We start from the raw sequence: 18669 nt of genomic DNA, 5'->3' as shown, positions 1-18669 counted from the left end.
CAGGATTTTTGATAACAACACCCCCTAAACAACATGTAACATATCAACCATTAAATTTCACTTTGGGAAAACTAATTCTAAACTCAGTTCCATCATCTACCTTCAAATCTATTTCACCATCAATCTGACCTGTGAGTACATTTATAAGTTTTAAACCAAGTGAATCTGTATTTTTAAAGTCAATATCCGGAGAAAAACCCATCCCATCATCAATAACTTCTAAAATAAGATTTTCATCTTTTGAATGGAATTTGATATTCACCGTTCCATTTCTATTTTGGGGGAAGGCATGTTTCAAGGCGTTGGTTACCAGTTCATTAATAATAAGCCCACAAGGGATTGCAGTATTAATATCCACATTTACTGGCTCTAGATCCATATCAAGATTGATAAGTTCAGGGTTACTTACATATGCTTGGTATAAATCCATAGAAAGAGATCGGATGTATTCACCGAAATCAATTTCCCTGAGGTCAGTGGACTGGTACAGGCGTTCGTGAATTAAGGCCATTGAACGTGCACGATTCTTACTTTCCATGAACATTTCATATGACGCTTTATCCTCGACATAATCAGCTTGAAGATTTAGGAGACTGGACATTACAATTAAATTATTCTTCACCCGATGATAAATCTCTTTTATAAGCATTTCCTTTTCTTTTAGAACTTCATTAATTTGTTTTTCTGCTATTTTACGTTTGGTTATATCGCGTGCTAGCCCAATAAAATGAGATTTTGATTTAGGAACTGGTTTTTTAGCAATAGAAAGCTCAAAATACTTTTCTCCATAGGGTAAAGTTAATTGATATATCATACCCCTATGTTTTCCTTTTTCTGAAGCTTCTTTCAATGCTTCCATGATCTTAGCCGCTGCTTCAGGAGGTAACACCTCAAAAACGGTTTTACCTAAGAAACTTTCTGGTTGAACATAAAGATCGCCGGCAGAAGGTGCATTATAATCATAGAAACGTCCTTCTATATCTACTTCAAACATTAAGTCGGGAATTGCGTTTATTGTTGATTGTAACTGATTATTGAATTCTTCAATTTTTTCCTCTGCCTTCTTTCGCTCACTGTTGTCGGTAATTACAACCCTAAACTCTTTAAATGTTCCATCTTCATCTAAAACAGCCATAGTATCTAAAGTAACAAAAAGAGGAGTTCTATCAGGAGATATTAATTCAATATCGCATTTTTTTTTAAGTTGAGTTTTCATAACCTGGTGAAAGTGAGAATGTAACGTTTTTCTATAATCTGGAGCCACATAAAGGATGAATGCACTGTTAAGGATGAATTTACGAGGTTTTCCCAGAATATCAGAGCCAGTTAGGTTCGCTATTTTGATGATCCCGTTTTCATCCAGAGTGAAATATCCCACTGGAGCGAAGTCATATAACTCGAGATAATCCCTTCTAGAATCTTCTAATTCAATTTGAATTCTAATAAGGTCTTCATTTTGCATTTCTAATTCAATCTGGCGGACTTCCAACTCATGAATCAATTCATCAATTTCAAGTCCAAGTTCCTTTCCAGATTCCTTTTTATCTCTCAATACTTCCTCTGCCTTATTACGAAGTTCTTCAAACTTCCCCCCGTATTCATTCTCCGCCATAAGAACACCCCACTTATTTAATAAAATAAGTTTATATTGAAGTCTCATTATTTTAAATTATGAATCCGATCTTTAAGGGGTAACATCTTCCATGGCCAGTAGAATCATGCTTGTACCTTTACCTTTCTGGTAAATCTGGCGAGCATTTAGAATAATTTTTTTATGACCAATATTTGGAAAATCATCTTCCACCACGAAATCTTTCAAATCAGCTTTTTTTGGAAGTATATCTTCTAATAAATTCCTTAATGATGTTATATCCCACTGTCTGTCACCCATTATGTACAGGTTTTTTCCAATTGTATTTTCAGGGGTAACTTTAAATGTCTGGTAAAATGATCTGTTGGCTGAAACCACTTTCATCTTGCTATCTAACACCAGCAGAGGTTCACGTACTGTTTGAACAACACTATCTGCCAGTTCCAGAGCATCAAGAGCATCTGTGATTTGTTCTTTCCTCTCTGTAATATTGTTAAATGTGATAACAACCCCATCAATTACGTTTTTAAAGGTTTTATAGGGCATTATTCTGGTTTGAAACCATTTTCCATCCTCTGTTTCTATTTCTGTTTCTTTAAAGGTCACCCTATCCATGACTTGTTGAATGTCATCTGTAAAATTATCATATTTTAAATTGGTGGCAATATCAGAGAAGGGGCGCCCCACATCTGATTCTATCATTTTTATGAGATTAGTTGCCTCTTTGGTGTAACGTCGGATATTTAGATCCCGATCTAAAAATATAATGGCTATTTCAGTACTGTTGAAAAGATTGTTCATATCATCCGTGGCCTGGGTTAGCTCGTCGATCTTCATTTGCAGTTCGTTGTTAACTGTAACCATCTCTTCATTGATGGACTGTAACTCCTCTTTGGAGGTTTCCAGTTCTTCATTGGTACTCTGGGATTCTTCGTTCATTGATTGAAGTTCTTCGTTGGCTGAACGGAGCTCTTCATTTGAACTTTTCATCTCTTCAATGGTAACGTTAAGGCGTTCTTTTGTTAGATTTAACTCACTTTCCAATTCACGAATTCTCTCATCGCCTTTAGTAACCATGTTCAGCTTCATTTTATCTTTTTTACCATTTTTATCCACCGAAACCTCCTCAAAAGAGACAATTAACAATCCCTTAGTGGTTTCAAGTTCCAGTGGTTTTACATTGAGGTTAATGAAAATATGCCCTCCATTGTTTTTCACTCTCAAACCTTCAACTACTATTTCACTTTTTTTGGAAATGGCATTTTGAATTGATGAGTTTAATTCAAACTTAAGACCTTCCCGAGCCATCTCCACAATATTAAGCTTGGCTTTCCCCTGGGCAGGCTCCAGATAATTCCCTAAACGACCATGAATATATAAAATTTCACCAAAATCTGTGATTATAGCTGAAGGCGGGACGTAAATATCCAAAAGCTCTTTTTCAGCTAAATTTACAATGTTAACCGATTTGGATGTGTTTAACTGTTTTAGGCCTATTCCAGTTTCAAAATTTGAGAGTTGCAGGGTTCGGGGTATGGGATGAACTTCCACGAATCTGCGAATAAATTCAGTGGATTTAACACATTTGAATATTTTCCACTTCTTGTCCACCACATTAAATGCATCAACGAATTCCCCTACACTTTCTGAAGGGCCTAAAAATAGAATTCCATCTTTATTAAGAGCATAATTGAAATTAGAAATTACCTTTTGCTGTGCCTCACCATTAAGGTAGATTAGGAGGTTTCGGCAGGATAGAACATCCAGCTTGGTGAAGGGGGGGTCTATAAGGACATCATGCGGTGCAAAAACTACCATTTCCCGTATATCTGTTCTAATGGTGAAAACATTGTCTTTTTTTACAAAATATTTATTTAATAGTTCTGGAGATACATCTTCTGCAATTGTGATGGGATAAGTTCCAGAACGGGCAGTTGTTAATGCATCAATATCTATATCTGTGCCAAAAATCTGCACATCTATGTTTTTCCCAGACTCTTCCAACAGCTCATGGATAATAATAGCTATGGAGTAAACTTCCTCACCACTTGAACATCCTGGAACCCATACTCTTAAGTTGTCAACATCCAATTTTTGCTTTATAAGTTCCTTTAAACTATTTTTAAAAGAATCAAATGACTTTTCGTCTCTAAAAAAGCTGGTTACATTAATTAAAAGTTCTTTGAACAGAATATCTATTTCATGTGGGTTTTCCTGTAAATAGCGGAGGTACGTTTGTATGTTTTCTATTTGATGAATATTCATACGCCGACTAATTCGCCTATAAACCGTGTTCTCTTTGTAATAAGAAAAATCATGGCTAGTTCGGTTCCTAATTAGCATGAATATCTTCTGTAACGCCCTTTCAGTTTCTTCTTTCGGGGTGATAATTTTTTTAATGGTTTTATGGGCAGATTCTACATAGTTCATCAGTTTTTCAGGCATTTCTTCAGGAGGTAAGATAAAATCCACCAGCCCTGTCTGGATGGCACTGGCTGGCATACTATTTGAATCAGCTGTGGCGGGATCCTGTGCCATGACCATCCCCCCGGCGGCTTTGATGGATTTTATGCCAATGGTACCGTCACTTCCAAATCCGGAAAAGATTATGGCAATGGAGCGTTCCTTTTGATCCTCAGCCAGGTTCTTTAAAAAGAAATTAATTGGCAGTCGCATTCCATGAGGTTCTACTGGTTCCATTAGTTGGATGGTTCTGTTCATCAGCCCCATATCCTTGTTAGGAGGTATAATGTACAGGTAGTCAGATTCCACTTTCATCCCGTCTTTAGCCTGAACCACTTTCAATGGGGTGTACCTGCTCATGAGATCTGCCAGGGTACTTTCATGGGTGGGATCCAGGTGTTGGACCAGGACAAAAGCCATTCCTGGATCAGGGGACATAGCAGTAAAAAACTTTTTAAGAGCATCTAAACCACCGGCAGATGCCCCAATAGCAACTACGGGCAATTTATTTGGTGATTTAGGAGTGATTTCCCCTTTTGATTTGTTTTTATTTTTTTTACTCATGAAACCCCCTTAAAAAACATTGAAAATAAAGAACTTTTGTTAAAATTTATTTTCTATAATCATTATGAATTTATTAAATGATATAAATATTGAACTGTAGATATTATCCATTTCACCAATCGGTTAAGAGTATCATAATATTAATTATGGAAATCTACTCAAAATCGTTTTATTATAATATTTTTACATTTAGTATAGCAGAATCTGATTGGAAACTTACAAATCCAAATAAATTTTCATTAATTATACTCAACAAATCTATTTCACATTCTGTAGGAAGGAACTAATATGGTTAAATGTAGATACTGCAACACCGAAAATGATGAAAATAGTGTTATTTGTCAAAATTGTGGGGAGAAAATTCCATCTAAAAAGACCAGTAAAGGAAGGAACAAAGTTATTTTAATTTTAATAGGAGTATTTGGGTTTATAGTGCTTTTGGGTGCCATATTTATTGTTACCAGCGGGCCTCAAGTTTCTAAATTTGACCAATCACTGATTAACTCAGTTAAAAATGATGAATCCCCTGAAAACATTATAATCAAAATAAAGGAACACTCCCAAATCAATAGGCAGGGTTCTAAGGCAGGATATGATGCTATTGTTTCTGGAGGGCAATCAGATAATAATCCAACATTTCTAGAAGAGGCAAAAAAGAATTACGATAACGAATTGGAGTATATTCAGAAAATAGAGAACTTACAAATAAGTTTTGCAAAACGAGAAATAAATGAAGAGACTTTTATCAAAGAACTGATCCTGTTGTATGAAGAACAGCCCGAGTTAGACTATTAACCTGCTAATTTTTTATTTAAAGTCTTTTTTAAATTTTAATGATAAATATTCCCATTATCCCTTTTAAACCAATATATTTGATGATTTCAATTATTACCCACTATTCCGATTTGATTATGTGAAAAAACGTTCTAATCTCATTTTTTTCCATTCAAAAGTCATAAATTTTTTTCCCACTAATGGACAAAAAATATAAATAGTTTGTTCTACAAGTATAGAACATTCGTTATATTTAGAACTATTCGTTTAAATTAGAACAATTAAAGAATGATAAAAAAGTAATAAGTACAGAAGAAAGAAAAAGGATTCATTGACTTATTTAAGAAAACCATAAACGGTTGAAAGTAATAAAGGAGGAGATATAATGGAGAAAAAAGAAGCATTAGATATGTTCTGTTACCAGTGCTCACAAACTGCCCGTGAAACTGGTTGTACCGTTGTAGGAGTGTGTGGAAAACAGCCCACCGTTGCTAGGCTGCAGGACAACCTGCTATTCGCTATAAAAGGAATATCAGCCTACCTTTACCATGCCCGTGAACTGGGATACACTGATGATGATGTGGATGCCTTCCTGGAAAAGGGTTTCTTCTCCACCCTGACCAACGTCAACTTCGACGCCGCAGACCTGGTGGAACTGGCCCTTGAGGCTGGTCAGATGAACATCAAAACCATGCAGCTACTTAAAAAGGCCCATAATGAAACCTACGGCGAACCCGTGCCAACTGAAGTTCCAGTTGGATCAGTTAAAGGCCCAGGTATCATAGTCACTGGTCACAGCCTTAAAAACCTGGAAGAACTCCTAAAACAAACCGAAGGAAAAGGAATTAACATATACACCCACTCGGAAATGCTACCAGCCCATGGATACCCAGGACTTAAAAAATACAAACACTTAGTGGGACAGCTGGGAGGACCCTGGTTTGACCAGAAACAGACCTTCTCCAAATATCCAGTAGCCATCCTGGGAACTTCAAACTGTGTACTTTTACCACGGGATGAATACAAAGAAAGAATGTTCACCAGTGGTGTGGCTCAACTACCTGGAGTGCAACATATAGATGACAATGATTTCACACCAGTAATTGAAAAGGCCCTGGAACTACCAGAACTGGAAGATGAAGCACGAGACACCGTATTAACCACGGGATTCGGAGCTTCAACTGTACTGTCCCTCGCCCCTAAAATCAAAGAATTGGTGGAAGCTGGGAAAATAAAACAGTTCATCCTGGTGGGCGGATGTGATTCCCCCAAACCTCAGGCTAAATACTACACCGAATTTGTGGAAAAACTCCCTAAAGAAGTAGTGGTGCTGACACTGGCCTGTGGAAAATACCGTTTCAACGACATGGATTTAGGGGATATTGAAGGAGTGCCCCGACTGATAGACCTGGGGCAGTGTAACGATGCCATAGTGGCCGTGGACATTGCCGTCGCTCTGACTGAATTATTCGGTGTGGAACTCAATGAACTACCATTGACCATTGTTCTGAGCTGGATGGAACAAAAAGCTGCGGCAATTCTTTGGAGTTTACTGGCTCTTGACATTAAAGGAATGTACATCGGACCAATACTACCTGGATGGGCCAATGAAGACATTATCAATGTTTTAGTAGAAAACTATGATCTAAAACCAATTGGAGATCCGGAAGAGGACATAAAAGCCATAATGGGATGAATAATCCCATTCCCTCCCTTTTTTAGGAATTATTTTGAGGACTTTTCATTATTGAGATTAAACGAAGATTCCGTTATTAAGATAAGTGGTAGGGTTCCATTATTAAAAGATGAATAATTAAATTTTGACAAAGGGTGTTGGAAATGAAAATTGTTGAAATGGAAAAATTACCTATTGATGATACACCACATAAAGTGGATGTCCGGAAAATGTACGATACTGAAAATGCAGTGGCAGTGCACATAAAACTCGAGCCCGGTGAATCACTTAAAAAGCATATAACTCCTGTAGATGTATTTTTCTATGTTTTAGAAGGTGTTGGCATAGTTGAAATTGGTGAAGAGAAGAAAGAGGTTGCTAAAGATTCATTAATAGACAGTCCTGCCCGTATACCTCATTGCTGGTACAATGAAAGTGATAAAACACTCCGGTTTTTGGTGGTTAAAGTACCCAGACCCACTGAGAATACAAGATTATTATAAAATATAATATATAAATGGGGATAATATGCCTAAAAAAGAAGTTGATGAAGATAAAGCATTCGAACAAGCATTAAAAGGTAAAATGGGTTGGAAATGCTCATGTGCCCTGGAAGTTATTGACAAAAAAACTTCCCTGCATGATGTGACTTGTAAAAAGTGTGGCATAACCTTCAAAACTGATCGGAATACTGACACATGCTTCCGTTGTGAAAGAGGCCAATAACCAACACCATCCTAAATACTATTTAATATTGCACCGCAAATATAAGAAAAAAAGATAATCTAGGATGAAAAATGGAAAAAAACAATACAATACAGGATAGAAATATTATTGATAATAGGATTAACGACAATAATCCCGTTTATGGATCTGAAAATATACAGATCGAACTTTTTGCCACACCTAAAGGGGTGAAGGCTATTAAAAACCCGGTACGGGTAAAAATTTTATCCATGCTACGTGAGGGTGATCTCAGTTTCGATGAGATAGTTAAGTTTTCTGGGCGTGCTAAATCAACTGTATCCAGTCATCTGAAATCAATGACCAGGGAAGAGATCATCAACTCCCGTATCGACCCTAATGATGCCAGAAAAAAGATATTTTTCATTCAATCAGAGTATATAGGTAAATTACAGCGCCAGCAACTTCAGGAAGATATTTCCGCCTACATCAAGAGATACATTGCAAGTGAAAATGATCCATTCGAATTCTTTAGACTGATATTCCATACTATAAGAATTTCTTTACTAACCCAGGGCGTGGATATAGATCCCATACTCCATGAAGCCGGTTTAAAGGTAGGGGAAGCCCTCTATGAAAAAGTTAAAGACCCTGATATGGATAAATTTCTGGGAAATATTGCCAATTTTTGGGAAACACACAGTCTGGGATCAGTTGAGATTAAAAATTTCCAACCATTAACCATCAGTGTACAGGATTGCTTTGAATGCAGTGGCCTGCCCTACCTGGGTAGACCGGCATGTGCCTTTGACAGTGGCATCCTTGAATCATTATTCAGCAAGTACAATAAAGAAAAGATCCGTGTTAGGGAAACCAAATGCTACGCTCTGGGAGATAATTCCTGCCGTTTTGTAATTGAATAAAGTTATAATTGAATGCCTGAATCAATGGACCCAAAAGGGAAAAAATTCCCAGAAAATATATTATCTAATTTCATCTATTATTTTTACATTTCAGAATCTTTCGCCCGGAATCTGGCTTTAGTAGCCAACCATCGCAACTCACGATTCTTCACCTTTAAATAATTCACATCTTCATCTATAAACTCATTGATTACACTTTTTAGGACACTTTCCTCAATAAAATCATGGATTATCGCCAGCAAATCATCTTCTCTGATTTGATTCCCATCAATGAAGTTTTTAACCATGATTGGTTCTTTCATTAACCCACCATTATTATCCCTGGTAAACATTATCCATATTGCGAATATATATTTTACTTAAATATCAACATTCCCACTCCTTACTACTGGATATATTAAATGGATTACAGGGTATCTAAAATTTAATAGGGTCCAATTTTCTCTCCTATTCAGTGTTAACGTGTTATTTTTCCAGGATATCCTGATAATTCTGCTTCATTACCAGAGCATCTTTCTCTAAAAAGGGAGTTTCGCATATAATGGTAGCATCCCACCCACATTCTACCAGTGCTTCCAGTAATGGCTCCAGTGGAGGGCCGTATTCTGTTTCCGTAAGGATGTGGTGTTTCCTTTCACCAGCATCAGTGTATTCAATCCTAGTAAAATGACAGTGCAATACTTCCTTCTTACCCCCAATTCCATCCAATCCATCCTCTAATTTAACCATTATCCGGTGATAATCATCAGCCCCTTTAATACAACCTCTCCCCCTGGCGTGAACATGGGCAAAGTCAATGGTGGGGTTGAAATGATCAAAAGACTGGCAAATATCAATGATTTCATCCAGACTACCTAGTTGTGATCGTTTGCCTGTGGTCTCAGGTGCGAAAGTGAATTTTTTTATTCCCCGGGAGTCTAATTTCTCCAGAAGTTCGTTAATAGCTCCTTTACACATATCCAATGCTTGAGATGGAGTGTATTTTGTATAAAATCCCGGATGAAAAACTATACGGTAGGCACCTATCCACTCCGCTGCCCTGGCTGATTGAACCAGCCTTTCAATCGATCTTTCCAGTACATCCTCCTTTTGCGCAGATAGGTTAATGTAATAAGGTGCATGCATGGAAACCCTTACATCATTATCAAGGGCATTTTCAGCCAGTTTAAGGCCAGATTGTTTCTGGATTCTCACCCCATATGTGGCTTGATATTCGTAGGCATCCAAACCTATTCCACGGATGTAGTCACAAACTTCGACTGTTTGGCCATTGAAACCCAGGGGATTGCCCGCTGGACCGAATTTAATCTTATTTTTCATGAATATCAGGTTCGATTTATCTAATTTATTCTTTAATTATAAAATTTACTTTGAAAAAATAAATTTAATGGATTTTCTGTATCCCATAAGACTAAATACGCAGATGTCTACCCCATCACATCTTCAAATGCGGATAAGGCTGCCACTGCTCCTTCAGCACAGGCCACCACCCATTGTTTAATTCCACCAGTTATATCTCCAGCAGCATAGATTCCAGGAATGTTGGTTCGCTGGTACTTGTCAGTCTGGATGTATCCGACATTATCTACTTCCACACCAGCCTCACTGGCTACTTTACTAAGGGGTTCCTCCCCACTGCTATGAAAATTCCATGAAGAGGTAGTTCAGTTTTCTCCTCGGTTTTACGGTTGAACAAAGTTACACTGTCCACAACCATGTTTCCATTTATCTTTTCCACCACTGAATCCCATATTACCGGGATCTCATTCTCTTCTAATTTTTTCTGAAGATACTTTTCAGCCCTTAACTGGTCTCGGCGGTGTATTATGGTTACATTACATCCCAGTCCTTTCAGGTAGATTGCTTCCTGAACTGCAGCATTTCCTCCCCCTACCACGATCACATCCTTACCTGGATACAAAGGTCCGTCACAAGTGGCACAATAACAAACTCCACGTCCAATATATTCGATCTCACCAGGTACCTTCAGCCTTCTGTGACGACTTCCAGTGGATATTATCAGTGACTTGGTTTTATATTCACCTTTTGATGTGGTTAAGAGAATACCAGAAGAATCATTTGTTTCAATTTCCTTAACTTCCTCCATGTTGTTCACTGGAATATGTTTTTCCACCTGTTTCCTCATCTTCTCCAACAGTTCTTTTCCTGAAATCTCATCAAACCCAGGGTAATTCTCCATACTGGGCACCATGTAACCAGAACCAGCCCCAGTCATCATCTCCAGTATCACCGTTTTCATTCCCTGCCTTCCAGCATATATCCCTGCAGTTAATCCGGCAGGTCCTCCGCCAATGATAATCAGATCATATTCTTCCATAAAAACATCTCCACTTACTGTAAATATTTTTGTATTTCTTCTTTTAGAAGTTTATTTACCAGTTTCCCATCTGCTTTTCCCTTGAGTTCTTTCATAGCCATTCCCATTAAAGACCCCATAGCTCCCATTTTTCTTTCTGTTATCAAGTTTTCATTGGCAGATACTATCTCCACAATTATGGTGCTGACATTTTCTTCTGAAAGCATTAATAAATTTAAATTTCCAGCAGCCTCTTCAGGAGTCCAGTTTTCCTTCAAAACTCCCACTAACACCTCCGAAACAGCATCTTTGGATATTTTGCCCTGTTTCAGTAACTTGAATGTTCCCTTCAGACTATCAGAGAGATTTTCCACATCCAGACCTTCCCTTCTTAGTTCTTTGAGAGTGTAAGCCAGTAGTGAAGCCACAGTCGTCGGTTCAACCCCACATTCTGCAACAATTTCTTCGAACTGTTCCACTCTGTTCTGTCGCACTAATTGATGTGCTAGATCTTCACTTAAGTTATATCCATCTATTATACGGGCCTCTTTTTCTTTGGGAAGTTCCGGAAGATTGGCCTGGACGTACCCTAGGAGTTCTTTAGAGACCACTTGGGTGGGAATATCAGTTTCCACATACATTCTGCTGGCAGTGGGTAGCGGCCGGAGGTACTCAGTGTTGGCATCATCCAGGGCCTTCCGGGTCTCTTCAGGAACGCCTTCCATGGCCATTTCAGCCCTTCTCTGCACTTCTTCCAGGGCATTTCTGGCTTTATCCTTTTCATCGGCAACTAGAATAAAAGCATCCTCTTCCCCGATTTCCAGGAACTGGTTAATGATCTCCACTTCCAGGGAAGTTATTCCGTAGGCCGGTAATTCATCAGTGTGGAATATACCTGCTACACCCATCTTTTTGGCATACCCTGCCAGTTCAGTTCCGAATCTCCTGCCGGGTTGCACTTCTTTACCAATTAATCCCCGGTAACCCTTGAGTTTAATTGCTAATACTTTTCCACCCGTTTTAATGGCTTTATGGATGATTTTTGACTCAGTGTCCTTTAACTGTTCCCCAAGATCGTGGATCTTGTCTTCAACTTGGGCATCTCTTTTTTGTAGCTCATCCTTAATTTCCAGCAGTTTAAGTTGGCGTAGAACTTCATTTTTCACCAGTTGTTCCATGGAATCCAGGTCCTGGACACCTTTCACCTCAACCCTGGCTCCTTCGCGGATGGATATGTTCAAGTCCTGACGTATGGTTCCCAAGCCCCTTTTTACCTTGGTGCTGCGCAGAACCTGACCGATCTGGTAGGCTACTTCCCGTACCTGTTCCGGGCGTTTCATGGATGGATCTGTGGTTATCTCCAGGAGAGGGATTCCCAGACGATCCAGGCGGAATTCTACTTTCCCCTTTCTTTGTCCCATACGCCGGGCTGCGTCTTCCTCCAGACAAAGGTTCTCAATGGTAACCTTACCGTAGGGTGTTTCCATATGTCCCTGGATAGCCAGGAGTCCTGTTCTCTGGAATCCTCCAGTGTTACTTCCATCGATTACCTGTTTTCTCATAGTGTGGAATTCATCCACCACTTGCATGTCCAGGAGGGTGGCAATTATAAGTCCGATCTCCAGTGCTTCCTGATTCAGGGGATGTGGTGGTTCATCATCTGTTTCCACCAGACAGGTGTGATGAGGATAGGCATCATAGAGGAAGGTGAGTTCACGGCGTGATTCTTCAAAGGCCGCCCTATCGATTTTTCCCAGTTCACTCTGGGTGGGCCTCAGATACCTTAAAACACGGTACTTTGGTTTTTTATCGGTTAATTCACATTCACAGGGACAGAAGAGTTTTTTAGTTGTGTTGAGCTGCTGGTGTATTTCCAAACCCATCATCAAGCCCAGTTTATCGTAATCAATATTTTCATCCATCTTAATCACCACGATCCATCTTATTCCCCGTAATCTCTTAAGAAGTATTTTGAAGAGGATTTTTCATTTATTTCTCCTTTGAGGTTAGTTTGCATGATTTTTTTAACTTCTTCCCGTTGGCTGGTCTGTCCCAGTGCCCATACCAGTTTAACATATGCTACTTCCGGTAGCATGTCACCGGCAGGTATGACACCTGCAGTTAATAGTTTACGACCTGTACTGTAAACGTTGAGGTTGGTTCGGCCGTAGAGGCATTGAGAAGTCATCACCACCGGGATCTTTTCATCAGCTGCCCTCTGTAAAGAGGGGATCAGATGGTCTGGGCAGTGACCCAAACCGGTTCCCTCTATTAAAAGTCCTTTGTAACCCTTATCAATGTGATAATCCAGTAGTTCAGTAGTTATTCCAGGATAACTTTTGATGAAACCCACTTTTTCTTCCAGTGAATCATTTACCTCCAGTTGACATTCACCACGTTTATGGTAATGGAAGTTTTTATCAATGATTTTTACCTTGCCTTCCTTTACCCGGGCCAGTGGTGGGCTATTGATACTGTTGAAGGTGTCCCGGCGGCTGGTGTGCATTTTCCGAACTCGGGTCCCCCGGTGGATGTGTGCCTGGTTATCGTTTTCTGTGGAGTGCATGCAGACTGTGACTTCGGCTATGTCTGACTTGGCAATGGCCACTGAACTCATGAGGTTTAAGAATGCATCAGAAGACGGCCGGTCGGAACTTCTCTGGGCACCGGTGAGGACAATGGGCACCGGAGTTTCCAGGATGAAACTTAAAGCTGCTGCAGTGTAGTGCATGGTGTCGGTTCCATGGGCCACTACCACCCCATCAGCTCCCCCACTTATTTCATCAGCCACAGACTGAGCCGCCTGCACCCAGAACTCTGGTTTCATGTTCTCACTTAATATGTTCATGATGGCCTTTCCACTAATGTTGGCCTCATCCAGTAGTTCCGGGGTGGCCCTTAGAAGGTCGTCAGCGGTGAATGCAGGGTGAACTGCCCCAGTTTTATAATCGATAACAGAAGCCACTGTCCCCCCTGTGGATATAATTGATACATCCTTTTTTTCAGGATCCCGCTGAATATCCAGTGGGGGAAGGTTAATTTCTGGTTTTTCTCCCTTATCTATGAGTTCAACTTCAGCTCCGTCTATGGCAATTCCCACATTGTAGCCACTGTCCATCTTGAGTACGATGTGCAGTTGGTCAGCATCTTCTGCCCGGTCCAGGAGCATGCCCCTGTACTTGACAGTCTCTTTTTTTATGGAGATCATATCTCCAATGGAAATATTCTGTGACTCTAAAAATTGTTTAGCTCTTCCACGATAACTCATAGCATCCCTCTAAATTTTTTTTAATGAAAAATTAAATTTGACGAATCAAACTTACTTTAATCTATTATTCTAATCCATTTTCCATTTTTACTCAAAATATTCATTCTCATTTCCTAATTCCCATCAACTTATAATCAATAACTTATCCATCATATTTTTTAAAAAAATCCTTAATTAATGGTTGTTAATTCTAGGATAAAAATCTATAAACTACACTTAAAAATAAAAAAAATCTAAAATAAAGAATTTTGAAGATGCTATGAAAACAAATAATAAATTGGGAGAAAATATATCCCTTAAAGTCCTCTCAGTTCTTTTTCTGACCCTTTGATGCAGAATAAATCATTTTTAAGTTCCAAATTTTCTGCTACTTCACATTCCGGACATATACAGTCATCTTCTTCCAGATTACAGGTGGATTCACCTAACATACAGTACAATCCTTCGTATTTTTCCTGGGCGCACTGGTTGAACATGGGACAGTCTGGACAGATACAGAAATCTCCCATTTCATCCAAAAATTTCTCCCCAATTTCCGAGTCAGAAAAACCTTCTGAAGCCATTTTATCCATTTTTTCCTTGAATTTGTCCATTTTATCATTCCCGATATATTTTAATCTGCAATAATATGTTTAATCAAACCAAATTCAATCAGAGGATTGGAACATGTAAGCACTTGAAACCTAACCATTCAAACAAAATCTATGGTACATGAACTGTTAATTAAATCCAATTTATAGCCAATAATAATATCTAGAGGAATTAACCATCCAGTTTTATGTCGATTCCCACTGGACAGTGGTCAGAACCCATAACATCGGTAAGAATGTAGGCTGATTCCACATTTTTCATGAATTCCTGGTTCACGAAGAAGTAGTCCAGCCTCCAGCCAACATTTCTTTCACGGGCTCGGGTTCGGTAACTCCACCAGCTGTAATTATCGGGTTCCTGGTTGAATTCCCGGAAGGTATCTACATAGCCATGACTTAAAAACCGGTCCATCCATTCCCTTTCAATAGGCAGGAATCCTGATATTTTCTCGTTTTCCTTGGGGCGGGCCAGGTCGATTTCATGGTGTGCGGTGTTCACATCCCCGCAAACTACGATGTTACGACCCTCTTCTTTAAGGGCATCAGCATAGTCCAGGAAGGAATCATAGAAGTCCAGCTTGTACTGTAATCTCTCCGGTGACATTTTACCATTGGGAAAGTAGATGTTAAAGAGAACAAAATCCCCAAAATCCGTGATGAGGGTACGGCCTTCACTGTCAAATTTGGGGATTCCAAACCCATTTTGCACTTTTTCAGGTTTTATACTGGTGTAAGTGGCCACTCCACTGTATCCTTTGCGTTCTGCTTCGGAGAGGTATAGATTATATCCATCAATACCCCTAATATCTGCAGGAAACTGTTTACGAACTGCCTTTGTTTCCTGTATACATAATATATCAGGTTTATCTTTCATGAACCATTCTCTGAATCCTTTTCTGTGCACGGCTCTGATTCCGTTGACATTCCATGATAAAATCCTGATTTTTCTCAAATTCCCACCTCATAACTTATTAAACACCATATTTCTCTAATTTATTATTTGTTGATTAATTTTGATTAATATTGCAAGATGTAGTTTAGTAATTAGTAAATTTACCATGGCATAACTATCTTTTAGTTTCCACCAATGCCCGGAGTTTTTCTTTGTCAAATTTCCGCTGGTAAAGGGGTTTTTTAACCTCTCCATATACACTCAGGTTTTCTTCAAAGGTACTCTTAGTTGGGTTTTGGTAAAATATTCCCAGAGGGTACTCACCGGTTTCAGTGGCTCGTTGGAATGCCAGGTTCCTATTTTCAGGGTCATGATCATCTTTCAAGTAGTAGGTGTGTTCCCGGAACCAGTTCCGGGTGTTCACCTTGTTGAAAGTTACACAGGGCTGGAATATGTCCACCAATGCATATCCTTTATGTTTTATGGCAGCTTTGAAAATTTCAATGGTTTGTTTACGATCCCCACTGAATGCTCTGGCCACGAATGATGCATCCAGTGCTATTGCTACGGCCAATGGGTTGAATGGTTCCAGGAATACCCCATCCACTTGTAAGGGTGTGTTGAATTCCCTCTGGCTAGTGGGTGATGCTTGTCCCTTGGTTAGGCCGTAGACCATGTTGTTGTGCACCAGATTGGTGATGTCCGGGTTCCGTCTGATGGTGTGCATGAAATGATTTCCCCCCTCCCCATACATACAACCATCCCCACTGACATCAATGACCGTTAATTCAGGGTTAGCTGCTTTTATACCGGTTGCGGGAGATAAAGACCTACCATGGAGTCCATTAAATACATTACCCCTTATGTAATGAGGGAGTTTGCCGGCCTGACCAATGCCTGAGACAAATACCAGGTCTTCAGGTTGTATTTCCAGTTCAGCTAGGGCAGTTTTAAGGCTGCGCAGTATGGACAGATTTCCACATCCCGGACACCATGCCACATCTGCCCCAGGTATGTCAAAGTCCTTTGGTTTCATTTTAACACCTCCCCTGCATCCATAGTTTCATCATATCCACCAGTACCCTCATTAGCTATTCCCATGAATTTTATGATTCTTTCTTCCACTTCCTCTACTGAAAAGGGCATTCCATTGTATTTCAGTAATTTTTCCTGTATTTCGAATCCTGTTTCAAGTTTTATGATGTTGGCCAGTTGTCCCTGGGCATTGTTCTCTAAAATGATGACATCTTCGGCTTTTTCAAGATATTCCGCCACTGATTGGTGTAGTGGGTAGACTTGTTTGAAGTGGAGGAAACCTAATTTTTGGTCAGGATATTTCTTATTGAAACTCTCCACACCCTCCCTGATAGGCCAGTAAGTGGAACCCCACCCAATAACCAAGCTCTGGTAATCTTCAGATCCGCCCAGTTCAGGAGCTACCACCTCTTTCCTTATCTGTTCCATCTTAATCAGTCTTTTATTCACCATATGAGTCCTTATTTCCAGGTCCTCGGTGATATGGCCTTCTTCATCATGTTCATCAGAATCCACAATTACCAGTCCATCCCCATAACCGGGTATTCCCCTGGGGGTGATGCCGTCATGGGTGATCAGGTATCTTTTATATTCAGGAGTGGTTTTAACCAGATAATTCTCATTTTCCACATCTTCCAGGGGTAGGGAGGGAATGTTGTAGTAACAATCAGCGAAATACTGATCAGAAAGAATAAAAACCGGGATCTGGTATTTTTCAGCCAGATCAAATGCTTTATGAGTGAGGGTGAAAGCATCTTCCAAGTTCCCTGGGGAGAATATGATCCGTGGAAATTCACCGGGTCCTGAGTAGAGTGCCAGGTTCAGATCTTCCTGACTGGTGCGGGTGGGCAGTCCCACTGCCGGCCCTGGTCTTTGACCGATATAAATAACTATGGGTGTTTCTATCATCCCGGCTAAGCCCACCCCTTCCTCCATCAGGGCAAATCCGCTTCCTGATGTGGCTACTATGCTACGGGCACCGGCGTAGGATGCTCCCAGTGCCATGTTGATGGCTGCTATTTCATCCTCTGCCTGTTCGTATATCAATTCAAATTCATGGGCATTACTGGCCAGGAAGTTCTGGAGGGGGGTGGAAGGAGTCATTGGATAGGATGAAATAAATCGACATTCACTAGCTAAACATCCCAGGCCCACTGCATCGGTGCCGTTTATCAGAAGTTCATCCCTTACCGATGATTGGCCCTGTAGGGAAAGCTGGATCTGGTTTCCTTCAGATTCCATCAGCCTTATACCAATTTTATATCCTGCTTCTCCTGCTTTTAAATCCTTTTCAAGTATTTCGGAACCTTTTCTGGTGAACATGTCACTGATCAGACCGTCGAAGATTTCCTTTGGAATATTCAGGAGGCAGGAAAGTGCCCCGGCAGCTATTACATTGGCAAATATTGGTCCTCCTATTTCCTGAGCAGTTTCCATAAGTGGAATTTCAATAAAATTAGAATCGGGAATATTACCCCCAGTTTTATCATTTTTGACTGAGTTAATATGTTCGGTGTCTCCCATAATCAGAGTGTCAGAGGAAATTCTATTTCTAAGGTGATTTATTGCTCCTGAACTCAGGGCCAGTAACAGGTCTATTCGGTCTACGTAGGAAGCAACCCTGTGGGATGAAACTCTTATTTCTGTGGAGTTTTGACCTCCCCTAACTCGTGACATGTATTCTTTAGTTGAGAAAATGTTGTATCCGCTCTGCTTTACTGCTTGGGCCAGTATTGTCTCTACTGTCTGGATTCCCTGCCCTGCTTCACCACAGAGAACCACAGAAATATCTTCTTTTATTTGAAAAACAGGCATTATAGTTCACCCCTCAGATAAATTATCCCCAAATATTATTCCACAAAATTTTAGGTTAAATTTTTTTTATGGTTAAAA

General features: G+C 39.8%; 15 protein-coding genes and 1 pseudogene. 5 read left to right on the top strand and 11 right to left on the bottom strand.

The features are described from left to right. Positions 1–43: 43 nt before the first annotated feature. Both BK009_RS10820 and BK009_RS10815 read right to left on the bottom strand, forming a co-directional pair. Positions 44–1612, bottom strand: a complete 1569-nt coding sequence (locus tag BK009_RS10820) for a sensor histidine kinase (RefSeq protein WP_169923167.1) — start codon at positions 1610–1612, stop codon at positions 44–46. Positions 1613–1684: 72 nt separating this feature from the next. Beyond that, positions 1685–4618: a chemotaxis protein CheB gene (locus BK009_RS10815; RefSeq protein ID WP_100909577.1), complete on the bottom strand. Its 2934-nt coding sequence runs from the start codon at positions 4616–4618 to the stop codon at positions 1685–1687. Positions 4619–4906: 288 nt separating this feature from the next. On the opposite strand from BK009_RS10815, the gene BK009_RS10810 reads away from it, so the two are divergent. The 5 genes from BK009_RS10810 (at position 4907) to BK009_RS10790 (ending at position 8674) form a co-directional block, all read left to right on the top strand. Further along, positions 4907–5413, top strand: coding sequence for a hypothetical protein (locus tag BK009_RS10810; RefSeq protein WP_100909576.1), 507 nt, complete (start codon positions 4907–4909; stop codon positions 5411–5413). A 364-nt stretch (positions 5414–5777) separates the two neighbouring features. Further along, positions 5778–7088: a hydroxylamine reductase gene (gene hcp / locus BK009_RS10805; protein ID WP_100909575.1), complete on the top strand. Its 1311-nt coding sequence runs from the start codon at positions 5778–5780 to the stop codon at positions 7086–7088. 143 nt (positions 7089–7231) lie between these two features. Then, a complete protein-coding gene (locus tag BK009_RS10800) occupies positions 7232–7570 on the top strand; it encodes a cupin domain-containing protein (RefSeq protein WP_100909574.1) in 339 nt (112 codons plus the stop codon). A gap of 25 nt (positions 7571–7595) precedes the next feature. Continuing rightward, positions 7596–7793, top strand: coding sequence for a hypothetical protein (locus BK009_RS10795; RefSeq protein WP_100909573.1), 198 nt, complete (start codon positions 7596–7598; stop codon positions 7791–7793). Positions 7794–7864: 71 nt separating this feature from the next. Next, positions 7865–8674, top strand: coding sequence for a V4R domain-containing protein (locus BK009_RS10790; protein ID WP_100909572.1), 810 nt, complete (start codon positions 7865–7867; stop codon positions 8672–8674). A gap of 83 nt (positions 8675–8757) precedes the next feature. Here the strand turns inward: BK009_RS10790 and BK009_RS10785 are convergent, their stop codons facing one another. The 9 genes and pseudogenes from BK009_RS10785 to BK009_RS10745 all read right to left on the bottom strand — a co-directional run bounded on the left by BK009_RS10785 (position 8758) and on the right by BK009_RS10745 (position 18591). After that, on the bottom strand, positions 8758–8976 hold the full coding sequence (locus BK009_RS10785) for a hypothetical protein (protein WP_100909571.1): 219 nt from the start codon (positions 8974–8976) through the stop codon (positions 8758–8760). A gap of 163 nt (positions 8977–9139) precedes the next feature. After that, entirely contained in the window at positions 9140–9994 is an 855-nt protein-coding gene (locus BK009_RS10780) for a TIM barrel protein (protein WP_100909570.1), read from the bottom strand. A gap of 107 nt (positions 9995–10101) precedes the next feature. After that, positions 10102–11012 (bottom strand): annotated as a pseudogene (gene trxB / locus BK009_RS10775) (thioredoxin-disulfide reductase). A 14-nt stretch (positions 11013–11026) separates the two neighbouring features. Continuing rightward, positions 11027–12901 carry a Glu-tRNA(Gln) amidotransferase subunit GatE gene (gatE, locus tag BK009_RS10770; protein ID WP_100909751.1) on the bottom strand — a complete coding sequence of 625 codons (1875 nt, stop codon included), beginning with the start codon at positions 12899–12901 and terminating at the stop codon, positions 11027–11029. A 32-nt stretch (positions 12902–12933) separates the two neighbouring features. Beyond that, complete coding sequence (gatD, locus tag BK009_RS10765) at positions 12934–14259, bottom strand: Glu-tRNA(Gln) amidotransferase subunit GatD (protein WP_100905029.1); 1326 nt, start codon at positions 14257–14259, stop codon at positions 12934–12936. Positions 14260–14555: 296 nt separating this feature from the next. Beyond that, positions 14556–14852, bottom strand: coding sequence for a DUF2769 domain-containing protein (locus BK009_RS10760; protein WP_100909569.1), 297 nt, complete (start codon positions 14850–14852; stop codon positions 14556–14558). A 169-nt stretch (positions 14853–15021) separates the two neighbouring features. After that, positions 15022–15801 (bottom strand): exodeoxyribonuclease III, encoded by a 780-nt coding sequence (gene xth, locus BK009_RS10755; protein WP_100909568.1) that lies wholly within the window; start codon positions 15799–15801, stop codon positions 15022–15024. Between the two features lie 115 nt (positions 15802–15916). Further along, the gene (locus BK009_RS10750) at positions 15917–16777 is read right to left on the bottom strand and encodes a thiamine pyrophosphate-dependent enzyme (RefSeq protein WP_100909567.1); all 861 of its coding nucleotides are present in this window, start codon (positions 16775–16777) and stop codon (positions 15917–15919) included. Next, a complete protein-coding gene (locus BK009_RS10745) occupies positions 16774–18591 on the bottom strand; it encodes a 2-oxoacid:acceptor oxidoreductase subunit alpha (protein WP_100909566.1) in 1818 nt (605 codons plus the stop codon). The genes BK009_RS10750 and BK009_RS10745 overlap by 4 nt, the downstream gene beginning before the upstream one ends. Between the last annotated feature and the right edge of the window lie 78 nt (positions 18592–18669).

The organism is Methanobacterium subterraneum, from assembly GCF_002813695.1.
In the GTDB taxonomy this organism is placed as follows: domain Archaea; phylum Methanobacteriota; class Methanobacteria; order Methanobacteriales; family Methanobacteriaceae; genus Methanobacterium; species Methanobacterium subterraneum.
The sequence above is the reverse complement of the archived record's forward strand: the minus strand, read 5'-3'. Positions and strand labels throughout refer to the sequence as shown.